Annotated in this window: 22 protein-coding genes and 1 tRNA gene; 5 read left to right on the top strand and 18 right to left on the bottom strand. The window is 71.2% G+C overall.

Features of this window, described 5'->3' with window-relative positions; all coding sequences use genetic code 11:
• Window positions 1-59: 59 nt before the first annotated feature.
• Genes JEK78_RS09745 through JEK78_RS09760 form a run of 4 tightly spaced genes read right to left on the bottom strand, consistent with a single transcriptional unit; the run spans window position 60 to window position 4352 of the window.
• Window positions 60-743, bottom strand: a complete 684-nt coding sequence (locus JEK78_RS09745; protein ID WP_200263693.1) for a response regulator transcription factor — start codon at window positions 741-743, stop codon at window positions 60-62.
• Window positions 740-2062: a sensor histidine kinase gene (locus JEK78_RS09750; RefSeq protein WP_200263694.1), complete on the bottom strand. Its 1323-nt coding sequence runs from the start codon at window positions 2060-2062 to the stop codon at window positions 740-742. The genes JEK78_RS09745 and JEK78_RS09750 overlap by 4 nt, the downstream gene beginning before the upstream one ends.
• Window positions 2063-2097: 35 nt before the next feature.
• Window positions 2098-3351 (bottom strand): acyltransferase, encoded by a 1254-nt coding sequence (locus JEK78_RS09755; RefSeq protein ID WP_242483327.1) that lies wholly within the window; start codon window positions 3349-3351, stop codon window positions 2098-2100.
• Complete coding sequence (locus tag JEK78_RS09760; RefSeq protein WP_200263695.1) at window positions 3348-4352, bottom strand: alpha/beta hydrolase; 1005 nt, start codon at window positions 4350-4352, stop codon at window positions 3348-3350. Before JEK78_RS09760 ends, JEK78_RS09755 begins: the two co-directional genes overlap by 4 nt.
• A gap of 685 nt (window positions 4353-5037) precedes the next feature.
• Here JEK78_RS09760 and JEK78_RS09765 point away from each other — a divergent pair.
• On the top strand, window positions 5038-5211 hold the full coding sequence (locus JEK78_RS09765; RefSeq protein WP_200263696.1) for a hypothetical protein: 174 nt from the start codon (window positions 5038-5040) through the stop codon (window positions 5209-5211).
• Between the two features lie 100 nt (window positions 5212-5311).
• Here the strand turns inward: JEK78_RS09765 and JEK78_RS09770 are convergent, their stop codons facing one another.
• From JEK78_RS09770 to JEK78_RS09785, 4 genes are all read right to left on the bottom strand, one after another.
• Window positions 5312-5842, bottom strand: a complete 531-nt coding sequence (locus JEK78_RS09770) for a YbjN domain-containing protein (RefSeq protein ID WP_200263697.1) — start codon at window positions 5840-5842, stop codon at window positions 5312-5314.
• 181 nt (window positions 5843-6023) lie between these two features.
• The gene (clpB, locus tag JEK78_RS09775; RefSeq protein ID WP_200264079.1) at window positions 6024-8657 is read right to left on the bottom strand and encodes an ATP-dependent chaperone ClpB; all 2634 of its coding nucleotides are present in this window, start codon (window positions 8655-8657) and stop codon (window positions 6024-6026) included.
• 312 nt (window positions 8658-8969) lie between these two features.
• Entirely contained in the window at window positions 8970-9305 is a 336-nt protein-coding gene (locus JEK78_RS09780) for a hypothetical protein (protein WP_200264080.1), read from the bottom strand.
• Between the two features lie 5 nt (window positions 9306-9310).
• A complete protein-coding gene (locus JEK78_RS09785) occupies window positions 9311-9478 on the bottom strand; it encodes a hypothetical protein (RefSeq protein ID WP_200263698.1) in 168 nt (55 codons plus the stop codon).
• Between the two features lie 169 nt (window positions 9479-9647).
• Here JEK78_RS09785 and JEK78_RS09790 point away from each other — a divergent pair, with 169 nt between their 5' ends.
• Window positions 9648-10619 carry a helix-turn-helix transcriptional regulator gene (locus tag JEK78_RS09790; RefSeq protein WP_200263699.1) on the top strand — a complete coding sequence of 324 codons (972 nt, stop codon included), beginning with the start codon at window positions 9648-9650 and terminating at the stop codon, window positions 10617-10619.
• An 85-nt stretch (window positions 10620-10704) separates the two neighbouring features.
• On the opposite strand, the gene JEK78_RS09795 is transcribed toward JEK78_RS09790, so the two are convergent.
• The 6 genes from JEK78_RS09795 to JEK78_RS09820 all read right to left on the bottom strand — a co-directional run bounded on the left by JEK78_RS09795 (window position 10705) and on the right by JEK78_RS09820 (window position 17433).
• A complete protein-coding gene (locus JEK78_RS09795) occupies window positions 10705-11742 on the bottom strand; it encodes a helix-turn-helix transcriptional regulator (RefSeq protein ID WP_200263700.1) in 1038 nt (345 codons plus the stop codon).
• A gap of 322 nt (window positions 11743-12064) precedes the next feature.
• Window positions 12065-12511 carry a helix-turn-helix domain-containing protein gene (locus tag JEK78_RS09800; RefSeq protein WP_200263701.1) on the bottom strand — a complete coding sequence of 149 codons (447 nt, stop codon included), beginning with the start codon at window positions 12509-12511 and terminating at the stop codon, window positions 12065-12067.
• A 5-nt stretch (window positions 12512-12516) separates the two neighbouring features.
• Entirely contained in the window at window positions 12517-13701 is a 1185-nt protein-coding gene (gene dnaJ / locus JEK78_RS09805) for a molecular chaperone DnaJ (RefSeq protein WP_200263702.1), read from the bottom strand.
• Window positions 13702-13734: 33 nt separating this feature from the next.
• A complete protein-coding gene (gene grpE / locus JEK78_RS09810) occupies window positions 13735-14406 on the bottom strand; it encodes a nucleotide exchange factor GrpE (protein WP_200263703.1) in 672 nt (223 codons plus the stop codon).
• Window positions 14403-16253, bottom strand: a complete 1851-nt coding sequence (gene dnaK, locus JEK78_RS09815) for a molecular chaperone DnaK (protein ID WP_200263704.1) — start codon at window positions 16251-16253, stop codon at window positions 14403-14405. The genes grpE and dnaK overlap by 4 nt, the downstream gene beginning before the upstream one ends.
• A 94-nt stretch (window positions 16254-16347) precedes the next feature.
• Entirely contained in the window at window positions 16348-17433 is a 1086-nt protein-coding gene (locus JEK78_RS09820) for an undecaprenyl/decaprenyl-phosphate alpha-N-acetylglucosaminyl 1-phosphate transferase (protein ID WP_200263705.1), read from the bottom strand.
• A gap of 210 nt (window positions 17434-17643) precedes the next feature.
• On the opposite strand from JEK78_RS09820, the gene JEK78_RS09825 reads away from it, so the two are divergent.
• The gene (locus JEK78_RS09825; protein WP_200263706.1) at window positions 17644-19923 is read left to right on the top strand and encodes a (Fe-S)-binding protein; all 2280 of its coding nucleotides are present in this window, start codon (window positions 17644-17646) and stop codon (window positions 19921-19923) included.
• Between the two features lie 163 nt (window positions 19924-20086).
• A complete protein-coding gene (locus JEK78_RS09830) occupies window positions 20087-21082 on the top strand; it encodes a Yip1 family protein (RefSeq protein ID WP_200263707.1) in 996 nt (331 codons plus the stop codon).
• Window positions 21083-21311: 229 nt separating this feature from the next.
• On the opposite strand, the gene dcd is transcribed toward JEK78_RS09830, so the two are convergent.
• The gene (dcd, locus tag JEK78_RS09835; protein ID WP_200263708.1) at window positions 21312-21887 is read right to left on the bottom strand and encodes a dCTP deaminase; all 576 of its coding nucleotides are present in this window, start codon (window positions 21885-21887) and stop codon (window positions 21312-21314) included.
• Window positions 21888-22590: 703 nt separating this feature from the next.
• Here dcd and JEK78_RS09840 point away from each other — a divergent pair.
• A tRNA-Gly gene (locus tag JEK78_RS09840) sits at window positions 22591-22664 on the top strand.
• A 79-nt stretch (window positions 22665-22743) separates the two neighbouring features.
• On the opposite strand, the gene JEK78_RS09845 is transcribed toward JEK78_RS09840, so the two are convergent.
• From JEK78_RS09845 to repSA, 3 genes are read right to left on the bottom strand one after another with little or no spacing between them, the layout of a single operon-like run.
• Window positions 22744-23910 carry a tyrosine-type recombinase/integrase gene (locus JEK78_RS09845; RefSeq protein ID WP_200263709.1) on the bottom strand — a complete coding sequence of 389 codons (1167 nt, stop codon included), beginning with the start codon at window positions 23908-23910 and terminating at the stop codon, window positions 22744-22746.
• Window positions 23910-24119, bottom strand: coding sequence for an excisionase family DNA-binding protein (locus JEK78_RS09850; RefSeq protein WP_200264081.1), 210 nt, complete (start codon window positions 24117-24119; stop codon window positions 23910-23912). Before JEK78_RS09850 ends, JEK78_RS09845 begins: the two co-directional genes overlap by 1 nt.
• A gap of 2 nt (window positions 24120-24121) precedes the next feature.
• Entirely contained in the window at window positions 24122-25519 is a 1398-nt protein-coding gene (gene repSA / locus JEK78_RS09855; RefSeq protein ID WP_200263710.1) for a replication initiator protein RepSA, read from the bottom strand.
• Between the last annotated feature and the right edge of the window lie 16 nt (window positions 25520-25535).

Consider the following 25535-nt stretch of genomic DNA (forward strand, 5'->3'; position numbering starts at 1 on the left):
CGGGTCGCCTTCGGGCGGAGTGCCGGGGCGGGCCGGTCGGATGGGCCCCGGGGGCGCGCTCAGTATCCGGAGGGGCGCACCAGCCCCGACTCGTAGGCGAACACGGCGGCCTGGGTGCGGTCCCGAAGGCCCAGCTTCACCAGAATTCGACCCACGTGTGTCTTCACCGTCTGCTCCACGACGAACAGCCTGTCGGCGATCTCCGCGTTGGTCAGCCCTTGCGCGATCAGGGTGAGCACCTCGGTCTCCCGTTCGGTCAGGTCACCGACGCGCTCCTTCGACGGGGCGCGTGGGCGATCCTTCAGCCGGGAGAACTCCGTGATCAGGCGGCGGGTCACCGCCGGGGCCAGCAGGGCGTCTCCCGACGCCACCACCCGCACCGCTTCGGCGAGTTGCTCGGCGGACGCGTCCTTCAGAAGGAAGCCGGACGCGCCGGCGTGCAGTGCCTCGTACACGTACTCGTCGAGATCGAAGGTGGTCAGCATCAGCACCCTGATCGCGGGATCGGAACCGACGATGTGGCGGGTCGCCTCGATGCCGCCCATCCCGGGCATGCGGACGTCCATCAGGACCACGTCCGGCCGGAGTGTCTCGACCTTGGCGACGGCGTCGTGGCCGTCCACCGCCTGGCCGGCCACCTCGATGTCGGGCTGGGCGTCCAGCAGCACGGTGAAGCCCTGCCGGACCATCTGTTGGTCGTCGGCGATGACTACTCGGATGGCTCCCGGGGTGGTGTTAGTCAACCGGACTCCTTCTCGGGGCAGTAGCGGATGTTCGTGTCGTCCGGCGGGGGCGGGCCCGTGCCGTCCGCGGGCAGGAACGCCGTCACTCGGTAGCCGCCGTCGGGCAGGGAGTGCGCCGCCAGAGTGCCCCCGAGCATCGCCACCCTCTCGCGCATCCCGAGCAGCCCGTGGCCCGCTCCCCGGGACGGCGCGGGGGTCCGCTCCGGTGGGGAGTTGACGACCTCCAGCCGCAGACCGGTCGGCAGATGGGTGAGGCGGACCCGGGTACGGGCGCCCGGGGCATGCCGCAGGACGTTGCTCAGCGCTTCCTGCACGATCCGATACGCCGAGAGTTCCACCCCCGGCGGCAGGGAACGGCGCGCCCCGCTGATCTCGGTGGTCACGGTCAGGCCGGCGGAACGGGTGTTGTCCACCAGGGAGTCCAGCCGCTCCAAGGACGGCTGCGGGCTGTGCGGGACGAGAGCGGCGCCGGCGGTGCCCGACTCGTCGAGCGGCTCGCCGCTCTCCGGGCGATCCGAGCGCAGGACGCCCAGCACACGCCGGAGCTCGGTCAGTGCCTCCAGGGCGTTCCCTCGGATGCCGGCGAGGTTCTCCTTCAGTTCGTCGGTCGGGTGCGGGACGAGATGCGGTGCCACCTGTGCCTGAATGGAAATCACCGACATGTGGTGCGCGACCACGTCGTGCAACTCGCGGGCGATGCGGCCCCGCTCCTCCAGCAGCGTGCGGCGGGCACGCTCCTCGGCGGTGAGCGACGTCTGCTCCTTCAACTTGGCCCGAGCCTCTCGGCGTCCGCGCAGGGCGGTTCCGAGCAGGGTGACGACGCCGAACAGCGCGACGGCCACCACGCCGGTGGACTGGTGGGACGGCCCGCCCCACAGACCCTGGAGCGCGTAGGTGATCAGCGTGCTGAAGGCCACGGCCTCCCCCGCCACGCGGGTGGGCACCCGGAGCGCGAGGAGCAGCAGGACGACCAGATGGGCGATGATCCCGGCCGCGGTCCACGGCCACGTGAAGGCCTGGCCGTCGGGGTGGGGTTCCATCGCGGCGCGCACGGCCGACGCCGTCAGCACCGTGGCCGCCGTCGAGATCCACCAGGCCGGAACCGGGAACCACAGCGCGAGCACCATCGCACCGGCCTGACCGAGCCCGATCAGGAAGGCCGACTCGGCCGGCAGCCCGCCGTTCTCCCGTAACTGGGCGCTATCGCCCGCCAGCACGCCGATCGCGGCCATACAGACGAGGCCGTGCGGCACCCAACGAAGCCAGACGGACGGCGGCAGGGGGTCCGCGCGCCACCACCACAGGTCGCTCCGCGACATGCCCAGCCGGTGTGGCGAAGCGCTCCCCCTGATCCTCACCCCTTCACCCTAGGCTCTGGACGGCTCGACGGAGCCCACAGGTCGTCGTCCCGCGTGCGCCGGCACCTCGCCCGGTGCGGGACTCGCCGTCCGGTGCCTCTCTCGACGCCGTGGAAGGCCACTTGGCAACATGCCAGCGCGAGGGCGAACACGGGCAGCCAGGCCGACCGGGTCGCGACCCAGGCGGGGTTGTCGGGGAGGGTGTGCAGGCCGGGCAGGTGGCCCGCGAGGAGACCGGTGGCGGTGGTCGCCATCAGCGCCGTCTGGTGCCAGAGGAAGATCGTCATGGCGGAGCCGTTGGCCAGCGTCACGGGCGTCCGCACGCGTCGCACGCGCATCGCGCGGCGGAGCGGTCCGCGCGACAGAAGGGCGAGGCCGCACTGGGCCAGGCCGAAGGTGACGGCGGCCAGCGTGGGTGGGGAGAGATTGGAGACCGGCGCGCCGGGAACGCCGACCATGGACGCCGGATAGCCGGCCCCCGCGACCAACACCACCGTGGTGACCGTGCCGCCGAGGAGCAGGACGGCGCCGGGACGGCGACCCTCGATCTCGCCGCGGGTCCACGCGGCGCCGAGGGTGAAGGGCACCAGCCAGCCCGCGCCCAGATTGACCCACCCCAGCCAGGAGGGTCCGCACAGGCCGAAGCGCAGCAGGTCGACGTGGAGGACGACGGCCAGGGGCCAGAGTGGGTGCAGTCGAGTCAGCAGTGGGGTGGCGGCCGTCAGCGCCGCGAACACCAGCAGGAACCACAGCGGCGACAGGGCCAGTTCGAGCAGAGTGCGCACCGTGTCGAGATCCGCGCCGGCCGGGATCAGCGCCACCGACACGACCGTCCACAGAGCCATCAGGGGCACGACCGGGCCGAACAGCCGGGACAGGCGGGTCGAGAGCCACTGACCGTACGAGACGCCACGGGCGCGGGCGGCGGCATGGCCGCGGGTGGCGACGTGCCCGCCCACCAGGAAGAAGACGGCGAGAGTTTGGAGGACCCAGGAGGCCGGGGTCAGCCATGGCAGGTGCCGCAGTGGACTCGCGACGCGCAGCGAGGTGCCGTTTGCGACCAGCGCCGTCACCCACCAGTGGCCCAGGACGACGCCGAGGATCGCGCCGGCGCGCAGGGCGTGGACGGCCGGGTCCCGGTGGGCCGGGGGGAGCGGCGCCGTTCGGGCATCGCCGGATGTGCCCCCGGGGAAGCCGTGCCGCGCGCGAGAGGCGAGTGCGGGCGCGGGGGCGCCTTGGGCGTCTCTCACGCGTCTCCCGCCTTCACGCCCACACCCAGGACGATTCGGGTGAGGTTCGTCAGGGATGGGGAATCGGGGGCGAAGTAGTCACTGTGGGTGGCGCGGCCGGCGTCGAAGACCCGGGCGCCGAACTCCGGGGAGATCGGATCGGTTCCGAAGCCGACGGTCGTACCGAACAGGTCGGCGCTGACGTGGGGTATGCGACCCACCCAGTCGTGGGTGCCGCGCGCGGCCCATAGACGGGCGTCCGTTCCCAACCCGGCGGACGTGTCCGCGCCCGTGCCGGGGCTGCCCAGCAGAGCGATGTCCGTCACGTCCAGGCCGGCCGCCGCGCGGCCGCACACGACGCTGCCGTAGGAGTGGCACACGAGCGTGATGGGGGTGCCCGGGGCGGCGAGGGTCCGCAGAAGTCCGACGAGGGCGCGTAGGCGCGGGGCGGCTTCCTCGGCGCGGTCGGTGGTGGTCACCGCGGCGCTCACCGTGCCGGGCGTCTCGTAGCCCAGCCAGGCCACGACGGCGGTTCGCGAGCCCTCGGGCGCCTGCGCGCGAGACTGCCGTTGGAGCGCGACGGCCGAGGCACGGAACCTGCCGTAGGTGTCCAGCCCGGTGTCGGAGCCGGGGACCAGGACGGCGACGCGGTCGGCGTGGGCGAGGTCGCCGAGGACTTCCGTGACCAGGCCGGTGCCCCTCCCGTCGAAGGCCAGCAAGGACCGGGCCGGGTCGGCCAATGCCCGCTCGACACCGGCGCGGTGGCCATGGCCGTGCTCGGCCGCCATACGGGAGGCCTTGGCGGCGTTGGCCCGATGGGCCGCGTAGACCTCCTCCAGGGTTCGCGCCGTCACCGGGTCCGGGTCGGCCGGGGCGGGCGCGGGGATCGTCGGGCGGGCCGCCGCCGACAGCGGGAACACCACGGAGGCGGCGAGGAGAACGGTGAGGAGGGCGCGAGACCACCTGCCCGGGTGCCCGCCACGTCGCCGCCCCCGCTCCTGGGCAGCCGGATACCGCGCCATGTCGCTTCCCCCTCCGCCCGCCCGTCCATCGGGTGGGCTTCGGAGGAGAAGCTACGGAGCGCGCCCCTTGGCCCGCGTCACTCCACGGCACTCGTCCGCGGCGTAGTCCTCGGGTATGACGGGTACGACGACCGGCCGGCGATCCTGCGGCTTCCGCCGCGACCCGCTGCCGGGCGGTCGCGATCGGTGTCCCGTCGTGCTCGTTCGCGAGGCCGCTCGCCCGTGTCGGTCGGCCTCGCCGGGCCCGCTCCGCCCACCGTCCGTGGTGTTCCCGGAAGTCCTTCGCGATGCCGGCCACGACCACGGCCACCGGGCCGAGGGCCCGGATTCTCGGCCCCGATCTCCGGGCAGGTCGCCCTCCGGCCGCGACCGATCCGATCCCGGGTTTCTCGCGGCCCCGCCTCGGTGGTTCCGGCGTACTCCCCACCGGCGACGGCCGAGGCCCGGCGCCCTGGAACGAGGCTCGGCCGGTCGTGTCGGCGCGAGGGGGGGGCAAGCCCCTCCCCGCGGCGGCACGCCATCGGTCGCCCCCCGGGCAGGACCGAGGCAGTGCAGAGGGGTGGTTCGTCCCCCAGGCGGGGGATTCGGCGTCGACGACACAAAGGAATGTGCAGTGGACAGGGACCCCCGACCCGGGGCCATAGCCTGTCAGTGTCAGACCGAAAAGACCGAAATCAGGGGAATCATGTCGAATCAGATCAGCGCGGCGATATCCGACAGTCGGCACGGCCCTCTCGTCGAGACGGACGAGGGTTACTTGCGGGAGGGCCACGTGGTGGTCGCCTCGTGTCCCTACGTGGTCGTGAGCGCTTTCGCCGCCGCCGTCGTCGGGGTCTGTATCACCGCCAACATCGACTGACGCGGCATGACGACGGAGTCCGGTCGGAGGTCGAGCCACGAGGGTTCGGTCTCCGACCGGACTCCCGGTCGTCCGGCGTCGGGACGGGGCGGCCTGGCGGCTACTCGCCCTCCTCGGGCTTCTCCGCGTCGTTGACGTCCTGCTCCAGGCCGAGCTGTCCGACCAGCCACCGGTCGAACTCGATCGCGGCCCGGACCCAGCTGACCGTCGAGGAGACGAAGTGTTCCAGGCTGACCCCCATGCCGATCAGCATCTGTGCTTCGCCGATCAGCCGCACGGTGCCGTCGTCGTGGGTGTGGGTGTAGAGCTTGGGCCACAGCGTGCGGCGGTTCCAGTCGTCGATGGACTCCAGGAGCTGGGGCTTCTCCTCGATGCCGTGCGGCCTGTCGTAGAACGTCCGCACCGAGAAAATCCGCTGCTCGCCCTCGCCGCGGAACATGAAGTACGTACGGAACTGCTCCCACGGGGCCGCGAGGTCGCCTTCCTCGTCGACGACGTACTTCAGCTCCATCTGGTCCAGGAGCTGCTTCACAAGGTCCTGATCCGGTACGACGGGGCCCGCCGGTCCCTTGGGCTGCGGCTCGGGCTTCTTGCCCCCGAAGTTGGGAATCGAGGACGGGTCGATGGACATACTGGGACACTCCTGCGGTCGTCTGGCGTCCGGCCGTCGCTGAGACCAGACGTACGCCCACCCTCTCTCTCTTCGCCGTCACCCGGCAACCTGCCTGGCCGAAGCGGTTCGGTCGGCGGTGCGTCCGGTGCGCGACCCTCCGGAGCGTCGCGGCGCCCCGGAGGGTCACGGAGCCCTCCTCCTACCGGGCCGGTCGGGCGTCGGAATCGGGGGTGTCGCCGGTCGGTGCGCCCCCGACGGGTTCGACGACCAGGCCGTCCGGGCCGGTGTCCACGCGGACCGTGTCGCCGTCCTTGACCTCGCCGGCGAGGATCTCCCGGGCGAGTCGGTCGCCGATCGCGGTCTGAACGAGCCGGCGCAGTGGCCGGGCGCCGTACGCCGGATCGTCGCCCTCGTCGGCGAGCCAGGCCAGCGCGCGGTCGGTGATCTCCAGGGAGAGCCGGCGTTCGGCGAGTCGTCGGGAGAGCCGGTCGATCTGGAGCCGTGCGATCCGGCTCAGCTCCTCCTTGGTGAGCGCGTGGAACACCACGAGGTCGTCGAGACGGTTGAGGAACTCGGGCTTGAACGAGGCACGGACCACCTCCAGAACCCGCTGCCGCTTCTCCTGCTCGCCGAGGGCCGGGTCCACGAGGAACTGACTGCCGAGGTTCGAGGTCAGGACGAGAATGGTGTTGCGGAAGTCGACGGTGCGACCCTGCCCGTCGGTCAGCCGACCGTCGTCCAGCACCTGGAGCAGGATGTCGAAGACCTCGGGGTGGGCCTTCTCGACCTCGTCGAGCAGCACCACGCTGTAGGGCCGTCGGCGGACCGCCTCCGTGAGCTGGCCGCCCTCCTCGTACCCGACGTAGCCGGGCGGGGCGCCGACCAGGCGGGCCACGCTGTGCTTCTCGCCGTACTCGGACATGTCGACGCGGACCATGGCCCGCTCGTCGTCGAAGAGGAAGTCCGCGAGCGCCTTGGCCAGCTCGGTCTTGCCGACGCCGGTGGGGCCGAGGAGGAGGAAGGAGCCGGTTGGCCGGTCGGGGTCGGCGATCCCGGCGCGGGAGCGACGCACGGCGTCGGAGACGGACCGCACCGCCTCCGCCTGCCCGATCAGCCGCCTGCCCAGTTCGTCCTCCATGCGCAGCAGTTTCCGGGACTCGCCTTCCATGAGGCGGCCGGCGGGGATACCGGTCCAGGAGGCGACGACGTCGGCGATGTCGTCGGAGCCGACCTCCTCCTTGACCATGGTGTCCCGGGCGGCCTCCTCCTCCGCCGCGGAGGCGACCTCCAGGTCGTGTTCCACGGCCGGGATCTCGCCGTAGAGCAGCTTGGAGGCGGTGTCGAAATCTCCGTCCCGCTGTGCCCGCTCGGCCTGCCCGCGCAGTTCGTCGAGCTTCTCCTTGAGCTCGCCGACCCGGTTCAGGGACTGCTTCTCCTTCTCCCAGCGGGCGGTCAGTCCGCGCAGCTCCTCCTCCTTGTCGGCGAGGTCGCGACGGAGCCGGTCCAGGCGTTCCCGCGAGGCCGCGTCGGTCTCCTTGTCCAGGGCCAGCTCCTCCATGCGCAGCCGGTCGACGGCGCGCTGCAGCTCGTCGATCTCGACGGGAGAGGAGTCGATCTCCATCCGCAGCCGCGAGGCCGCCTCGTCCACCAGGTCGATGGCCTTGTCGGGCAGGAAGCGGGAGGTGATGTAGCGGTCCGAGAGGGACGCGGCGGCCACCAACGCGCTGTCGGCGATCTGGACCTTGTGGTGCGCCTCGTAGCGCCCCTTCAGGCCGCGCAGGATGGCGACGGAGTCCTCGACACTCGGTTCGGCGACGAGTACCTGCTGGAAGCGCCGCTCCAGGGCGGGGTCCTTCTCGATCCGCTCGCGGTACTCGTCCAGGGTGGTGGCGCCGACCATGCGCAGCTCGCCTCGGGCCAGCATCGGCTTGAGCATGTTCCCCGCGTCCATCGCGGAGTCGCCGCCCGCTCCCGCCCCGACCACGGTGTGCAATTCGTCGATGAAGGTGATGATCTGCCCGTCCGACTCCTTGATCTCGGCGAGTACGGTCTTGAGGCGTTCCTCGAACTCCCCCCGGTACTTCGCGCCGGCGACCATGGCGCCGAGATCGAGGGCGACCAGTCGCTTGTCCCGGAGGGACTCGGGCACGTCGCCCTTGACGATCCGCTGGGCGAGCCCCTCGACGACGGCGGTCTTGCCCACGCCGGGTTCGCCGATCAGCACGGGGTTGTTCTTCGTGCGCCGGCTCAGCACCTGCACCACCCGGCGGATCTCCTGGTCCCTTCCGATGACCGGGTCGAGCTTCCCCTCCCGCGCGGCGGCGGTGAAGTCGGTGCCGAACTTCTCCAACGCCTTGTACTGGCCCTCGGGGTCGGCGGTGGTCACGCGGCGGGTGCCGCGGGCCTTCCGGAAGGCATCCCGCAGCCGGTCGGCCCCGGCGCCCTGGTTCCGGAGCACCTCGCCGGCCGCGCCGCCCTTGGCGGCTACGCCCATGAGCAGGTGCTCGGTGGACACGTACTCGTCGCCCAGTTCCGCCGCGCGGGCCTGGGCGTCGGCGACGACGGCGAGCGTCTCGCGGTCGGGTCGCGGCGGCGCGACGGTGGAGCCCGCCACGCTGGGCAGGCCGGCCAGGATGCGCTCGGTGCCGGAGCGCACGGCGGCGAGGTCGGCTTCGACGGAGCCGAGGAGATCGGTGATGTTCTCGTTGTCCTGCCCCTGGAGCAGAGCCAGGAGCAGATGGGCGGGGGTGAGGTCGGGGTGTCCCTCGGTCACGGCGCGGTTGCTCGCGGCGTTGATCGCGTCTCGGCTCCGGTTGGTCAGCTCGGCGTCCACGTTCGGCTTCTCCTCCTGGTCTTCCGGCCGGGTCTCCAGCACCTCGCGCACCAGCGTCGGGTCGCGTGCACAAAGTTGAGTCTACTCCACTCAAGGAGCGCGCCGGGGTGGTGTCGCGTGATCGGCGGAGGGAGGTGTGTCGCGGGGGCGTGACGCGGCAGCGCGGCGGCGATTTTCGGCCACGGGCGGCATCGGTCGAACACGTGACGAATCCCCCCGGAGAAACTGGCAGCGGCGTCACCGTGTTCAGGTCACGGTGACGCCGCTGCTGGGGGGAGTGCCCGGGCGATCTGTTACGACGGGGGGATCGCGTCAGGCACTTCGGGGGGTGGCTGGGACGGAGGTGGAGGCGGGGGTCTCTGGTGGTGCGAGCCGGTGATCCCGCTGATCCAGGTTCACGAAGATCATTCCGTACCGTATGGCGCACCGCACGGGCTTGGGGGCCCCGCGGGGGCGACGCAGGCAACGGTAGGCACGCACGTCCCCGTCCTCGTCCCGGGTGATGACGACCGGCTCGCCGAACACGGTCACCACGAGCTGGTCACCGCTGTACGGGATGGCCGTGACCAGGTCGATGAAGTGCCAGCCCGAACGGTAGGCCGTGGCCATCTCCCGTCGGAACGAGCGATCGTCGGGTGGAGTGGTCAACGCCATCAGTCCCAGGACGTGTCGTTGGTGGGGTTTCCGCCGACGGCGACCTCACTGGACTCGATTTCCGCTCGGACATCGCTGGACTTGCCTGCCAGGCCGCTCGCGGCCCCGAACACCACAATGGCGGAAAGAGCAGCGGCAAATACCGAGCGAAGCATTCTCTTACTCATAGTCGGCTTCGTCCTCACTCGATGGTCTCCTCTTCCCCCGTCGCTAAGACGATGGCTCATTCGGGCACGTCATGGCCACACGATCGGTGCATCATGTTCCTGCATATTCAGGACCCTGGGGGGTGGAAAATTGGGGACAGAAGACGTGAAAGCGACACATCCCCATGCCATGACGGACCTGTGCGACGAAGGTGCCCGCCTCTACACGGGTGCGCTGCGGGCGGGGCGCATCGCCCGGGCCGATGCCGACGTCGCTCCCTGTCTGATGGAGTTCGGCCTGCTTCACCCCGATCCCGACGACCTCGACTGGGTGCGTCCGGTCCCTCCGTCCGTCGCGTTGGCCCAGCGGCTGCACCCCCTCGAACGCGAGATCACCGAGCGCCGGCGCCTCTCGGTGCAACTGGCCGACCTCTTCGAGCCGTTCATGGCCGCCGGCGCCCAGACGCCGTCGAGCACTCATGCCATCTCCGTGCTGGAGGGCAGGGACCGGATCAACGCCGCGCTCAACATCGCCACCTCCGAGTCCCGCACCGAGGTGCTGGCCGTGCAACCGGGAGGTCGACGCCTGGAGAGCAACCTGCTCAAGGGGCTGGAGCGGGACCGGCCGTTGATCGAGAGGGGTGTCCGCCTGCGAACCCTCTACCAGCACACGGCGCGCTACAGCCCCCAGACGCTGGCCTATGTCGAGCAGATCGCCGACGGGAAGGTCGAGGTGCGGACGATCGACGAACTGGTGGAGCGTCTGATCATCTGCGACGAGACGGTGGCCTTCATCCCCACGCGGGAGGATCGGCAGATCGCCTTGGAACTCCGTCATCCCGGCCTGGTCGGCTATCTGATCAAGGTGTTCGAGTTCATGTGGGCCCGGGCGGTGCCCTTGAAGGTCGGCACGCCCTACGTGACCGCTCCGGACGGGATCCCCGACATCCAGCACTCGATCGCCAAGCTGCTGGTAGAGGGTCACGTGGACGAGGCGATAGCCCGGCGGTTGGGGATGAACGTGCGCACCTGTCGCGCCCACATCGCCAGGCTCGCGCAGGCCCTGGGCAGTGGAAGTCGTGCCCAACTCGGCTTCCTCATCGCGAGGTCGGGCATCCTGGAGCGCGGCTCGCGCGACTCCGGCGACACGGCGGGCTGCTAGGGCCCCGCAGGGGGACGCGGGTGCCTGGCGCGGGCGGGGGCCCACCGGAATCCGTTCCCGACCCGACAGGTTCCGCCCGGGGGCGTCACGCGGGGCCCACCGGCCTCGTGGCGGGGGAGAAGGGGGGCGTGCCGGCGCCGCCTCCGGGGCCGTCCAGCCCCACTTGGGCGATGCGCACGCCCAACTGCGTGCGGCTGGCCGCCCCCAACGTCTCCGAGAGGCGCGCGATGTGGGCACGGCAGGTGCGCACGCTGATGCCCAGCCTTTCCGCGATCACGGCGTCCTGGTGGCCCTCGGCCAGCAGCGCCGCGATGGAGCGTTCACGGTGCGAGATCCCCTCGATGCCGGTGTCGGGGAGCGGGGCGGTCAGGGGGATCGCCAACCACCAGAGCCGCTCGAAGACCGTCACCAGGTACTCGACCAGGGCAGGGTGCCTCAGCTCCAGCGCGATCGTCCGGTCCGCGTTGGCGGGGATGAAGGCGACCTTCCGGTCGAAGACGATGAGCCGGTCGATGACCTCGTCCAGGGTGCGTGCCTCGACGGCGTCGCCCATCAGCTCCAGGTAGTTGAGCAGCCCTTGGCCGTGCCGTGCCACATGGGTGTAGAGGTCGCGCATGCGCACGCCGCGGCCTCGCAGCGTCATGGCCCGGTGCAGCCCCTCGGACAGCTCGGGTTCGCGGCGGATGCCGCCCGGCTGTACCGTCCGCACCTCCGCGGCACAGGCCTCGGTGGCCTCGTCCATGGCCGTCTGTATGCGGGCCAGCCCCTCCAGGACCCGGATCGCCGCCTGGCCGTCGGCCGGGACGGTCGGCACCCGGCTGCCCAGCCCCGCGTACCACTCGAAGGCGGCGACGGTCGCTCCCATGCGTCGGTGCCCGGCGCTGACCTCCTCGTGGACCGCGCGCAGCAGGCGGGACATGACCTCCTGCGGCGAGGTCGGCACCAGCCAGTCCATGTCGTCGGGATCGGGGTGCAGGAGGGCGAGGTCGAGGAGGCAGGGCACGTCCAGCGCGTCGTCGCGCGACACGCGTCCGTGTCGCACGGCTCGGGTGTAGACCCGGTCCGCCGCTTCGCACAGTCGGTCGGCACCGTGTGGATGCTCAGCCACGCCGTGCCCGGACATTGCCCATTCCACCCCCGGTTCCGGCCCTTCCGCAGCGCAACTATGCGCGGCCGGGACCGCCTCCGCAACACGGCTTCCCCGGCGGACGACGATCGACACGTGCGCCGGACCGGATTCGCGGGACGCTCCTCGGGGCCCGCCGTCGACCATGCGAGCCCCGCTCACCCGGCGCCGGTTCGCCGGTTCGCTCCCGCCGTCCGTCGGGTCGGCGCCGGTGCGTGGGAGAGGGCCGCCGCCGGGTCTCCCGGCGCCGCTGCGGGGACGACCGGGGGCCCGGAGGTCGACGAGTACGACCTCCGGGCCCCGACGGCGCGACCGGACCTCAGCCCGGCTTCCGCTTCGGCCGCCACACCACCAGGGCACCGGACTGCTGGACCTCCTGGTACGGCACCAGGTCGCGCCGGTACGAGGCGTGCACCGCCGCCTCGCGCTGGCGCATGGCGGTGGCGGCGCCGTCCAAGGCGTCCTGCAACTCGACGATCCGGGACCGGAGCGCGGCGACCTGGTTCTCCAGTTCGATGATGCGCTTGATGCCCGCCAGGTTGATGCCCTCGTCCTGCGACAACTGCTGGACCTGGCGGAGCAGTTCGATGTCGCGGGCGGAGTAGCGGCGCCCCCGTCCGGCGGTGCGGTCCGGCGAGACCAGGCCCAGGCGGTCGTACTGGCGCAGGGTCTGCGGGTGCAGGCCGGAGAGTTGGGCCGCCACCGAGATGACGTAGACCGGGGTGTCCTGGTTCAGTTCGTACGGGTTGCGCCGACGGCCGTCCATCTGCCTCAAGCTCCCTTCGCGGCCTGGAAGAGTTCCGCGCGCGGGTCCGCCTCCGCGGTGGCCTCGCGGTAGGCCTCCAGCGCCTCACGAGCCTTCCCCGTCAGGTCCTTCGGGACACTCACCTCGACGGTGACCAGCAGGTCTCCCCGGGTGCCGTCCTTGCGGACGGCCCCCTTCCCACGGGCCCGCATGGTACGCCCGTTGGGGGTGCCGGCGGGCAGCTTGAGCGTCACCGGTGGTCCGCCCAGCGTGGGGACCCGGACCTCGCCGCCGAGCGCGGCCTCGGCGTAGGTGACCGGCACGGTGATGGTGAGGTTGTCGCCTCGGCGGCCGAAGACGGGGTGGTCCTTGGCGTGGACGACCACGTACAGATCGCCCGCCGGGCCGCCGCGTTCGCCCGGGGCGCCCTTGCCGCGCAGCCGGATGCGCTGCCCGTCCGACACGCCGGCCGGGATGCGGACCTGCATCGTCCGCGAGGACTTGGCACGCCCGGAGCCCTTGCAGACCTCGCAGGGGTCCTCGGCGATCAGGCCGCGACCCTTGCAGTCCTGGCAGGGGTCGGTGAGCGAGAAGCCGCCGCCCGAGCCCCGCGCCACCTGACCGGTGCCGACGCAGGTCGGGCACACCCTGGGGGTGCCGTTCTTGTCGCCGGTGCCCGAGCAGGCCTTGCAGGGTTGCTGGGAGGACATCCGCAGCGGGACCGTCGCGCCCTCGATCGCCTCCGTGAAGCTGAGAGTGACCTCCGACTCGATGTCCTGGCCCCGCCGGGGCTGCGTCCGCGCCCCGCCGGCGCCCCGGTTGAACAGGCCGCCGAAGACGTCGCCGATGCCGCCGCCGAAGCCGCCCGCGCCGCCCTGGGCACCGCCGCCCTGGGCACCGCCGCCGAACAGGTCGCCGAGGTCGAAGTTGAAGGAACCTCCGCCCGCCCCGGGGCCGGGCCGGTATCCGCCGTTGCCGAAGAGGGAGCGGGCCTCGTCGTATTCCTTGCGCTTCTTCGGGTCGCCCAGGACATCGTTTGCCTCGGAGATCTCCTTGAAGCGCTCCTCGGCCCGGGCGTTGTTCTTGTTGGCGTCCGGGTGGTTCTCGCGAGCGAGCTTCCGGTACGCCTTCTTGATCTCGGCCTCGGTGGCGTCCTTGGGGACGCCGAGGACCTTGTAGTAGTCCTTCTCGATGAAGTCCTTGGTACTCATCCCCGACGTCCCTCCTTCCCCTCGGTGTCGACGTCAGCCCTCGTCCGGGCCACCGTTGTCCTTCTCGTCCGCGGAGTCCGCGCGCGCCTCGGTCTCCTCGTCCGCCGGAGTGGCCGCCTGCGTGCCCGGTTGGGGCTCGGCCACCGCCACCCGGGCGGGCCGGATGGTGCGTTCGCCGATGCGGTATCCGGGCTGGAGGATCGCCACGCACGTCGTCTCGGTGACATCCGGGGCGTAGGAGTGCATCAGTGCCTCGTGGACCGTCGGGTCGAAGGGCTCGCCCTCCTTGCCGAACTGGTGCAGGCCCATCTTGGCCGCGACGCCCTCCAGCGACTCGGCGACCGACTTGAAGCCGCCGACCACCTCGCCGTGCTCCCGCGCCCGACCGATGTCGTCGAGCACCGGGAGCAGCTCGGTCAGCAGGTTCGCGACGGCGACCTCCTTGACCGCGACCCGGTCCCGCTCGACGCGGCGGCGGTAGTTCTGATACTCGGCCTGGAGCCGCTGGAGATCGGCGGTGCGCTCGCTCAGCGCGGTGCGCGTCCGGTCCAGCTGTGCCGTCAGGCTCGCTTCCTGGCTCGCGTCCCCGGCCGGGGCCGCCCCCGCCTCCGCGGAGGGGGCGGCGGCCGTCGGCTCGGCGTCTTCGGGGGTGGCGCCGGAGGGGACGTCGGGCTTCTCGTCGAAACCCGGGGTCTCCTCCGTCACGCGGCACCGTCCTTGCGCTCGTCGTCGACGATCTCGGCGTCGACCACGTCGTCGTCGGCGGGCTTGGCGCCACCGGCGGCGGCACCCTCGGGCCCGCCCGCGGCCTGCGTCGCCTGGGCGTCGGCGTACATGGCCTGGCCCAGCTTCTGCGAGACGGCGGCGACCTTCTCCGTGGCGGTGCGGATCTCCGCCGAGTCGTCGCCCTTCAGCTTCTCCTTCAGCTCGCCGACGGCTTCCTCGACCTCGGTCTTGACCTCGGCGGGGACCTTGTCCTCGTTGTCCTTGAGGAACTTCTCCGTCTGGTAGACGAGCTGCTCGCCCTGGTTGCGGCTCTCGGCGGCCTCGCGGCGGGCGTGGTCCTCCTCCGCGTACTTCTCGGCCTCCTGGCGCATCCGGTCGACCTCGTCCTTCGGCAGCGAGGAGCCGCCGGTGACGGTCATCTTCTGCTCCTTGCCGGTGCCCAGGTCCTTCGCCGTGACGTGCATGATGCCGTTGGCGTCGATGTCGAAGGAGACCTCGATCTGGGGGACGCCGCGCGGCGCGGGCGGCAGACCGGTCAGCTCGAACATGCCGAGCTTCTTGTTGTAGGCCGCGATCTCGCGCTCGCCCTGGTAGACCTGGATCTGCACGGAGGGCTGGTTGTCCTCGGCGGTGGTGAAGATCTCGGACCGCTTGGTCGGGATCGTCGTGTTCCGCTCGATGAGCTTGGTCATGATGCCGCCCTTGGTCTCGATGCCGAGGGACAGCGGGGTGACGTCCAGCAGGAGGACGTCCTTGACCTCGCCCTTGAGGACGCCGGCCTGGAGCGAGGCACCGATGGCCACGACCTCGTCCGGGTTCACGCCCTTGTTGGCCTCCTTGCCGCCGGTCAGCTCCTTGACGAGCTCGGCGACGGCGGGCATGCGGGTCGAGCCGCCGACCAGCACCACGTGGTCGATCTCGGACAGCTCGATCCCGGCGTCCTTGATGACGTTGTGGAAGGGCGTCTTGCAGCGCTCCAGCAGGTCGGCGGTGAGCTGCTGGAACTGGGCCCGGGTGAGCTTCTCGTCCAGGTGCAGCGGACCCTCGGCGGACGCCGTGATGTACGGGAGGTTGATCGACGTCTCGGTGGACGAGGACAGCTCGATCTTCGCCTTCTCGGCGGCCTCGCGCAGCCGCTGGAGGGCCATCTTGTCCTTGCTGAGGTCCACGCCGTGGCCTGACTGGAACTGCTTGACCAGGTAGTCGACAACGCGCTGGTCCCAGTCGTCACCACCGAGGTGGTTGTCCCCGTTGGTCGCCTTCACCTCGACGACCCCGTCGCCGATCTCCAGCAGCGAGACGTCGAACGTGCCGCCACCGAGGTCGAAGACCAGGATCGTCTGGTCGTCCTTGTCGAGGCCGTAGGCGAGGGCGGCGGCGGTCGGCTCGTTGACGATCCGCAGCACGTTCAGGCCCGCGATCTCGCCGGCCTCCTTGGTGGACTGCCGCTCGGCGTCGTTGAAGTACGCGGGGACGGTGATGACCGCGTCGGTCACCTTCTCGCCCAGGTACGCCTCGGCGTCCCGCTTCAGCTTCTGCAGGACGAAGGCGCTGATCTGCTGCGGGTTGAAGGGCTTCCCGTCGAGCTCGATCTTCCAGTCGGTGCCCATGTGGCGCTTGACCGAGCGGATGGTCCGGTCCACGTTGGTGACCGCCTGGCGCTTGGCCACCTCGCCCACGAGGACTTCGCCGTTCTTGGCGAAGGCGACGACGGACGGCGTGGTCCTGGCGCCCTCGGCGTTGGTGATGACGGTGGGCTCGCCGCCCTCCAGAACGCTGACGACGGAGTTTGTCGTGCCCAGGTCGATGCCGACCGCACGTGCCATGGTTGGTTCCTCCAGCTGACTTGAGTGCAACAGGCTCAAGTGTGCACCACGGGTCCGACTCGGTCAACAGACCTGAGTCAAGGAGGCTCAATTCTTATCCGTTCTTCACGCGCAAGGGTGTGCTGACCTGCGATGTCCCATGGCGCCGGACCTGGCGGACCGGAAACGTGGGCGCGTCCTGGGAGCCGACCCGCTGGCGGGGCGTCACGCGGGGGCGACGTCCGTCGGCTCGCCTCGGCGGCAGCAGCGCGAGGACCACCGCCGCCGCGCCGCCCGCCACCCAGAGCGCCGCGGACCCGCCGGCCACGCCCGCGTGCACCGCCACCGCGACGGCCACCCCCGAGAGGGCTCCCGTGCCGAGCAGCACCACTGTGCCCCGTGTCGTGCAGCCGAGTCGGCGCAGTCGGTGCGCGAGGTGGTCCGGGCCGGACCGCAACAGCGGGCGCCCGGCTCGGTGTCGGGTGAGGGCGACGAACACGACGTCGGCCACGGCGAGAGCGGCGAGCGAGAAGAGCACCCCCGCGGCGCTCGCCGGGCCGTGCCCGACACCGACCGAGACGGCGCCGGCGGCCGAGACGAAACCCGCGGACAGGGCTCCGCACGCTCCCAGGCCCAGTCGTGTCGGGGGACGGTCGCGCGACAGCAGACCGAGCAGCGCCGCGGCCATCGCCACCATCAGCGCCGCGAACCCCGTGCCCGGATCCGACCACGCGCACAACGCGACCCCTACGGCGGTCGCCAGACCCACCGCCCCCGCCAGCCCCTCCGCGTGGTCCAACCCCAGGAACGCGGTGGCCACGAAGGTGATCCAGCAGACCGCCACCGCCCCGGTCGCCCAACCCATGGCCTCGTAGGGGATCGCCCACGCGGCGGCGACGGCGGTCCCGGCCACCGGCCAACGCCTGCGGATCCACCCCGCGTCGGCGGCCAGCCCCAGCACCGCCACCGCGCCGCCCGCGAGGGCCACGGCCGTCGCGCGCGGCCCCAGGGGCATCAGCCCGGTGCCGTGCGCCACGCCGATCACCACCCCGGTCGTCAGCGCCACCCCGGCGCCGCCGAGCGGGGTCGTTCGCCTGCCCCGACGCGCCACGACCCCCAAGCGGAGGGCCGCGGCCCGCACCGGGGCGGCGGAGAGCGCGGCGAGGACAAAGGAGGCGAGAGCGATGATTCCGTAGAGCACCGCCCTAAAATAGGGCGAATATCACTCAATGCTACGAGCGGCGCGCCCGGCCCGGACGCGCTTCCCCCGTCCGCCCCAGCGGTCAGGGTGACCTCAGCGACACAGATCACCGCGACCCTGGCTACAGTGCGGCGGGAGATCCGGGTAGTGTCGTACGGACCGCCTAAGTTACCGATCAGTAATCGCATCTCGCAGGCCCGAGGAGCCCCCATGCAACTCGCCGCGATCATCGTGTCGCTGGTGCTGACCGCGGTCGGCGTGGCGCTGCTCGCGCGCGCCGTCGGCCAGTTCGTCAGGTACTTCCGGCTCGGTCAGCCCGTCCCCGCCGGCACCCGGACCGACAACCCCTACCAGCGCAGCGTGACACTGGTACGGGAGTTCCTCGGGCACACCCGGATGAACCGTTGGGGAGTGGTGGGCGTCGCCCACTGGTTCGTGGCGATCGGGTTCCTGACGCTGCCTCCGACGATCGTCAACGCCTACGGGCAGTTGTTCCAGGCGGATTGGACGCTCCCGATCCTCGGCGGCTTCCTCCCCTACGAGATGTACATCGAGTTCATCGGGGCGATGACGACGCTGGGCATCGCCGCGCTGATCGTGATCCGCCTGCTGAGCCTGCCGTCCCGGCCGGGCCGCAAGTCCCGCTTCGCGGGCTCGAAGATGGGTCAGGCGTACTTCGTCGAGTACGTCATCCTCACCATCGGCCTCGCCATCTACGTGCTGCGTGGCCTGGAGGGCGCGATCCACCAGGTGGACCACTACGAGGCCGCGTACTTCGCCTCGTACCCGCTGGTGCTGGCCTTCGACGGGCTGAGCGTGACCGCGCTGCAGAACCTCGTCTACCTGTTCGCCATGATCAAGCTGGGCACGACCATGGTCTGGATGATCACGGTCTCGCTCAACATCAACATGGGCGTCGCCTGGCACCGCTTCCTCGCCTTCCCGAACATCTGGTTCAAGCGCGACGCCACGGGTGGGACGGCTCTCGGAGCCCTTCAGCCCATGACCTCCGGCGGCGAGCCGATCGACTTCGCCGACCCCGGCGAGGACGACGTCTTCGGCGTCTCCCAGGTCGAACAGTTCTCCTGGAAGGGGCTGCTGGACTTCTCCACCTGCACCGAGTGCGGCCGGTGCCAGTCCCAGTGCCCGGCCTGGAACACCGGCAAGCCGCTCTCGCCCAAGCTGCTGATCATGTCCCTCAGGGACCACGCGCACGCCAAGGCCCCGTACCTGCTCGCCGGCGGCGGCAAGACGGCGGAGGGCGAGGAGCGGGGCACCGAGGAACAGTTGGCGACCGTCCCCGCCGCCGCGCTTGCCGAGGCCGAGCGCCCGCTGATCGGCACGGCCGAGGAGAACGGTGTCATCGACCCAGACGTCCTGTGGTCCTGCACCACCTGCGGCGCCTGCGTCGAGCAGTGCCCGGTGGACATCGAGCACGTCGACCACATCGTCGACATGCGTCGCTACCAGGTCATGATCGAGTCCAGCTTCCCCTCGGAGGCCGGCACGATGCTCAAGAACCTGGAGAAGAAGGGCAACCCCTGGGGCCTGGCCAAGAAGCAGCGCCTGGAGTGGCTCAAGGAGGTCGACTTCGAGGTACCCGTGGTCGGCAGGGACATCGAGGACCTCACCGAGGTCGACTACCTGTACTGGGTCGGCTGCGCGGGCGCCCTGGAGGACCGGGCCAAGAAGACCACCAAGGCCTTCGCGGAACTCCTCCACATGGCGGGCGTGAAATTCGCCATCATGGGCGGAGACGAGAAGTGCACGGGCGACTCGGCGCGGCGACTCGGCAACGAGCCGCTGTTCCAGGAACTCGGCATGGAGAACGTCATGTCGCTCAACACCGCCTTCGGCGAGGAGCTGGACGACGACGGCAAGGTCACGCCACAGACGCGAAAGCCCAAGTCGGCCAAGCGGATCGTCGCCACCTGCCCCCACTGCCTCAACACCCTGGGCAACGAATACCCTCAGCTCGGCGGTGACTACGAGGTCATCCACCACACCCAGCTGCTGCAACACCTGGTGGACGAGGGCAGACTCACCCCCGTCACCCCGGTCGAGGGGATCATCACCTACCACGACCCCTGCTACCTCGGCCGTCACAACAAGATCTACACCCCTCCCCGCGAGATCATCGGCAAGGTCCCCGGCATTCGCAACGAGGAGATGCACCGTCACAAGGAACGCGGCTTCTGCTGCGGCGCCGGCGGGGCCCGGATGTGGATGGAGGAGCGGATCGGCAAGCGCGTCAACAACGAACGCGTCGACGAGGCCCTCTCGTTGAACCCCGACATCGTGTCGACGGCCTGTCCCTTCTGCCTCGTGATGCTGACCGACTCCGTCAACGGCAAGAAGAACGACGGCACGGCGAAGGAATCCGTCCAGGTCGTCGATGTCGCCCAGCTGTTGCTGGAGTCCGTCAGGACCCCGGTGGACCCGGACGGCGCGGCGGCCGACGGCGAACCGCGGCCCGAACCGGTGAAGTAGCCCCCCACCGCCTCCCCGCCGTCCGGCGGCCGAGGCCCCCGGCCCACCCGCCCCCGGATCGCCCCGCGACCGGGGGCGAGGTCGTCCCCGGGGCCGAGATCCGTGGGGGCGTGCACCCGGCGGTGCGCCGCACCCACGAGGGTCGGCGGCAGTCCCGTGGGGGATGTCACAGGTCGGCAGCAAAACCGGTTCCGGCAGGTGGGGAGTGACACGCCGTACAGCCGGAGAGGGTACGTTCGAAGACGTGGCTGGATTCAGGATCGGACGCGGCAGGGACGACGGCGCTCCTCAGGCGCGCCCCCAACACCCCCCGCGGGGACGGCAGACGCCGCAGGGACCGTCGTACGGGCACCCCGCGGCGCGGGATGGTTCCCCGCAGCGGCAGCCCTATGGAGACGGTCCGGCCTGGCCGCACGCGGCGGGCGGCGGGCCGGGGGAGGGCCACGGCGAGCCCGAGTACTTCGGCGCCCGGCCCCCGGGCGGTCCGCACGGCGCCGGCGCGCACGATCCGTACGCGGCGGACCAGCCCGGCCACACCCAGGCGTTCGCACTCGGCGAGGACCCCTACTCCCAGGGCGACACCTACCGGGCAGGCGCCGCGCCGACCGGCCCCGTCGGCCCTCGGTTGCACTGGAAGGAGCTGCTGCGGGGGATCGTGCTCTCCCCCGACAGCACCTTCCTCCGGATGCGCGACTACGCCGTCTGGGGCCCCGCGCTCGTCGTGACCTTCCTCTACGGACTGCTGGCGGTCTTCGGTTTCGACGGCGCCCGCGAGGACGCGATCAGCGCCACCCTGTCGAACGCCATTCCGATCGTCCTGACGACCGCCGTGGCGATGGTGCTGAGCGCGGCCGTGCTCGGAGCCGTCACCCACACGCTGGCCCGCCAGCTGGGCGGTGACGGGGCCTGGCAGCCGACGGTCGGGCTCTCGATGCTGATCATGTCCGTCACCGACGCCCCCCGGCTGGTCTTCGCCATGTTCCTGGGCGGCGACGCGACGTTCGTCCAGGTCCTCGGCTGGGTCACCTGGGTCGGTGCGGGGGTCCTGCTGACGCTGATGGTCCGCCGTTCTCACGACCTCCCCTGGCCGAAGGCCCTGGGAGCGTCGGCGATCCAGCTGATCGCCCTGCTCTCGATCGTGAAGCTCGGAACGTTCTGACCGGGGTCGGCGTCGGAGCGGGAAGCTGGACCGCCGATTCCCCCTCCGCGTGGGCCGGGGTCGTGTGCGCGGCGGGCCCGGCCCCGAAGCGCTCGCGCACCCGGCGGCCCGCTCGCCTTCCCGGCACCGCCGAACGGCGTGCCCCGATGCGGGCCGCGACGCCGCGGCGGGGGCCGATCGTCGGCTCCCTTGGCCGTTCAGGAGGCCCGCCGACACCGCCGCCGGCGGGTCAGACCCGCGTGCGGTGGAACGCCATGAACGAGCGCGAGGCCGTCGGCCCCCGCTGTCCCTGGTAGCGCGATCCGTAGCGCTCGCTGCCGTAGGGAGCCTCCGCGGGAGAGCTGAGCCGGAACATGCAGAGCTGTCCGATCTTCATCCCGGGCCACAGCTTGATCGGGAGCGTGGCGAGGTTGCTGAGTTCGAGCGTCACATGCCCCGAGAAGCCGGGATCGATGAACCCCGCGGTCGAGTGCGTGACCAGCCCCAACCTGCCGAGCGAGCTCTTGCCCTCCAGCCGCGAGGCCAGGTCGTCGGGAAGCGTGATGACCTCGTAGGTGCCGGCGAGGACGAACTCGCCGGGATGCAGGATGAACGGCTCGTCGCCCTCGGGCTCCACCAACCGCGTGAGGTCGGCCTGTTCGACGGACGGGTCGATGTGGGGGTACCGGTGGTTCTCGAACACCCGGAAGTACCGGTCGAGACGCACGTCGATGCTCGACGGCTGCACCATGGAGTCGTCGTAGGGATCGATCCGCACGCGCCCGGCGTCGATCTCGGCTCGGATGTCCTTGTCTGAGAGAAGCACGCCCCGAGGATACGCAAGCCCGGCGGGACGGCCGTCACCCCACCCGCCCTTCGGCGCCCGTGAAGGGGAGCCTCCGCGGAGCGAGCGGGTGGGTGCGGGGCTCGCGGGACCCGGGGGCGGAGTTTCGCGGGGGAGCCCTTCCGGCCGCCCGGGGCCCGACGCGGTCCCCGTCCGGCTCCACGAGTACGGCGAGCCCCGTCGCCAGGGCTCGCCTCACGTCTCTAGCCGCGCTGCCCGGCAACCGGTACCGCGCTGCGCAGCCGAGCGCACCGAGGGCAGCGGATGAGCCGCCCGGGCCCGAGGCGCCCTGCCTGCCGCATCGGGAACGACGAGGTGCTGAACATGTGCCCATCGGCACAGCGGACGACCGTGCGCTGCATCAAGTCCCCTGGATTCCTTCCCCACTAGCCGCTTTCCGCCACCGCCTGGCGGGCGGCGAAAGCCACACTACGGGACGAAAGGAGCGACCCCTCGGGCGGCGCTCCGCTCCGGGGGTGGGAGTGTGGCCGGTCGGCTCAACCAACCGCGCGACGTCGCCCGAGCGACCCCCAGGAGCCCACGCTACGCCCCAACTTCCCCCCGCCGCAGCGGTATCGCCCACACGGGCGGAGACGCCGACCGAGGGTGGACGGCGAGCCCGACGGATGGGGTAGAGTGGGACCGCAATCGGAGGTGATCGCCGCTTGTGGTGGTCGTTCCCCTCGCGGGTGTAGTTTAATGGTAGAACATCAGCTTCCCAAGCTGAGAGCGCGAGTTCGATTCTCGTCACCCGCTCCATGCGAAACCCCCAGGTCAGTGACCCGGGGGTTCTTTGTTGTCCAGACCAGTGAGCGGGTGGCGCACCACAACCGCACCATTAGCCCGCCGACGGCTCCTCGCTGTGGTGCGCACGGTTGTCGGTGTGGTGCTTCGCACGCTCGGCGCGCACGAGGTCGTCCAGTCCGGCGGCGACCTCCTGCTGCCGGTCCTCGTCGGAGTGCTGATAGATCAGCGCCGCCTTCTCGGAGGACTGTCCGGCGCGCACCATCGTGTCCCGGAGGGTGGCACCCGAGCGGGTCGACAGGGTGTGTCCGGTGTGGCGGAGGTCGTAGAAGCGGAAGCCGTCCGGGAGACCGGCGACCTCACGGGCCCGCCGCCACTTCCGCCCGAACGAGGTGCGCCGGAAGGCCGCGCCCTTCTCCCCCACGAAGACCAACCCGTCCGGGCCCTTCTCGGCGAACCAGTCGAGGTGCCGCTTCACCTCCTTCCGGAGGAAGGGCGGGAGGACGACCACACGGGCACCCGCGTCGGACTTGGTCGGGCCGGGGGCCCGCTTGCCGTTGGTCCGCTCCGGCTCGGCGACCCGCACGCGGATCACGAGGCTGTCGACGTCGACGTCCCGACGGCGGAGGCCGGCCAGCTCCTCCGGCCGCAACGGACCGTAGGCGCCGAGGTAGACCATGAGCCGCCAGCGGATGCCGATCGCGTCGGCGAGCGCGTCGACCTGGGCGACGGTGGCGATGCGCCGTTCCGCCGCCGACTCCTTGCCCGCCCCCTTGATCCGGCATGGGTTGCGCGTGATCAGGTCGTCGTCGACGGCCGTCTCGAGGATGCCCTTGAGAAGGCGGTACGCCTTGGCGACGGTGGTCTTGGCACGGGTGGCCCGGAGCCGTTCGGCGCGCCACTCACGCACGCGCGGAGCCGTGATCTCGTCCAGGTCGAGCCCGCCGAACGCCGGGAGGATGTACAGGCGCAGCAGGTGCCGGTACAGGTCCTCGGTCCGAACGGCCAACTCCCGCTCCTCGACCCACTTCTCGGCGTAGACACCGAAGTCGACGGCCCCGGTATCAGGAGCGCGCCAGTCCCCGCGGCTGAGGTCCGCCTCGACCTGGGACAGCCAGATCTCGGCGCCCTTCTTGGTCTCGAAGGTCTCGTCCGCGCGGATGCGCTCACCGTCGGGCCCGAGGTATGAAGCCGTCCACCGGCCGGACCGGTACTGCCGCACCGCACCGAAGCGCCGGCGCCTGCCCTTCTTGTTGGCCATCAGGCAGCCCTCCGCAGTCCGGCACGGCGGAGCCTCACCGGTTCCACGGTGTGGGCGGCGAGGTAGTCGCGAACGGCGCTCTCGGGAATGCGGACGTGCCGGCCGACCTTCACGTACCGGATGCGTCGCTCCTCGATGAGCCGCCGCGCGAAGCGGACGCCGGTGCCGAGGCGTTCGGCGACCTGGTCCACGGAGAGGAGTCGCTCCATGGTCACCACTCCCCCTCGGCCCCGGCTTGGTCGCGTAGCGCTTCGCGGGCGGTCTCGCGGTTGAGCCGGATGTCCCGGGCGATGGTGGCGGCGAGGGCGGATTCACCGGGGGTGTGGCCGTGTCCGGCGTACTGCCAGTCCGCCAGGACGAGGACCGTGTCCGGCTCGCGGTCGTCCAGGCCGAGGGCCCCGGCGTCCTGTGCGGCGCGGTAGTCGGCGCGTGCCTGGCGGAGTGCGCCGAGGGTGGTGGAGTAGTGGCGGGACTTCGAGGAGAAGTGGCCGCGGAAGCCGAGCATGTGAGCCCAGGCCCACAGCCGCCTGTCCGGATACAGCGGGTCGAGGTCGCGGCAGGCGATGATCAGGCGGCGGGTGTGGTCGGGCACGCCGTGGTGATCGAGCTCGGAGATCTCCCCGATACGGCGGTCGAGGGTGCCGGTGTTCTCCGCGGCCTTGGTGGAGTACTTGGCGACGTACGAGGCGACGGCCTGTTCGGTGATGTCGGAACCGTCCCCGAAGGCCTTCACCTGCCGGACGTCGAGCTGTGTGCCCCAACGGAACGACCGGACCGGCTGGTCCCCGACGGCCGGAACCGAGACCGACGTGTAGGAGTGCGCCGCAGCCGCACCGATCGCATCGGCGAGGACACCGACCGTGGCCCACGCGGGCGGCGGTGTTCCGGGACCCTCCGGCCCGTCCAACCGGATCACGGCATGGAAGTGCAGGGCACCGCGCTTCTGGAACTCGGCGACCTTGCCGTACGAGAGGCGGACGTGATCGGCGAGTTCCCGGCGGGGAAGGCCGCCGCGGGCGGCGAGTTCGCGGCGCAGCCGAGTGGTGAAGCGCTGCCAGAGCTGCCCGGCGTGGTTGTTGAAGAGGACGGCGCCCGCATAGTCGTACGTCGTCGGGTCGAGGGCGGTTCCCAGTTCGGGTGCGTCGGGAGCGTGGCGGGTGCCGCAGCGGCAGACGCCGTGATCGGGCCGGTTGTGGACCGGACCGAACGAGGGCGCGGTGAGCGTGGCGAAGACGCGCGGGTGATCCCGGACGGTGGTGGGGACATCACGGTGGTCGTCACCGGCGAGGCCGGCGCGGATGAGGTGGTAGGTGTCGCCCGCGTAGGTCCAGGCGCAGGCCGGGCAGCGGGAGGCACGGCGGTTGCCGCAGGCGAGGCGGAGGCGTCCGCCGGGTTCGTCGGCGGTGGTGTAGTGATGCAGGGTCTCGCCGGTGGTCTTGTCCTTGTGGAGCGTCCAGCCGGTGAGGTGGATGGGGTCGGAGCAGCCGCCGGTACGGCGGATCTGGTCTTCCCATCGGGTGTAGTCGTCGGCCGAGGCCACCCGCAGCAAATCGCCGAGGACGACCGGGTCGAGCAGAGGCTCAGGCGCGAGTGAGGCGCGATGCGCCATGCTGGGTGCTTCCTTC

Source organism: Streptomyces sp. HSG2 (assembly GCF_016598575.1).
Classification (GTDB): Bacteria; Actinomycetota; Actinomycetes; order Streptomycetales; family Streptomycetaceae; genus Streptomyces.